The sequence below is a fragment of the Vibrio sp. Vb1980 genome (assembly GCF_033338615.1).
GTDB classification, from domain to species: Bacteria; Pseudomonadota; Gammaproteobacteria; order Enterobacterales; family Vibrionaceae; genus Vibrio; species Vibrio alginolyticus.
In genome coordinates, this window is the sequence record NZ_JAWOSZ010000132.1 from 1 (window position 1) to 580 (window position 580).

Genomic DNA, 580 nt, shown 5'->3' on the forward strand with positions numbered 1-580 from the left:
CCGAGACCGTGCCGTTGGCTGGACCGTTATTGCTATCGAGCGACACCACTTTGTCGTCGCCTTCGAACGTGTCGTTATCTAAAACCTTGATGATGGTTGGTGTGTCTTCCACAACCGTAGCGCGGTCAGATTCAATATCTGCCACAGGCGCCACTGTGAAGTTCACCGTTTGGCTAACGCTTTCACCGCTTGGATCGGTGGCGGTAAAGGTTAGGGTTTCTGAGCCATTCCAGTCTGCGGTTGGAGTGAACGTAGCAATCCCATTGACGATCGCCACTTGAATGTTGCTATTACCAGAAACGCTAAACGTTAACTCGCCATCGGCGTTATCCACATCACTGAAGGCCGTATTCAGATCGATGCTGTATGGCGTAAAATCTTCCGCCAAGGTTTGGTCTGCAATGTTGCTTTCAACCACAGGCGTGTCGTTCACCGCATTCACGGTGACGTTGACCGTCGCTTGGTCAGTCAGTGCACCATCAGTAATCGTGTAAGTAATTTCAGCGTCACCATGGAAGTTCTCAGCCGGTGTGAAGACCAGTTTGCCATCAACGATCTCAACTGTGCCTTGTGTTTCAGG

At 50.9% G+C, this 580-nt stretch carries 1 protein-coding gene; it reads right to left on the minus strand.

Going from position 1 to position 580, the window contains the following annotated elements:
• The coding region (locus R7F64_RS24150; RefSeq protein ID WP_318072186.1) for a tandem-95 repeat protein at window positions 1–580 on the minus strand (580 nt) is incomplete at both ends.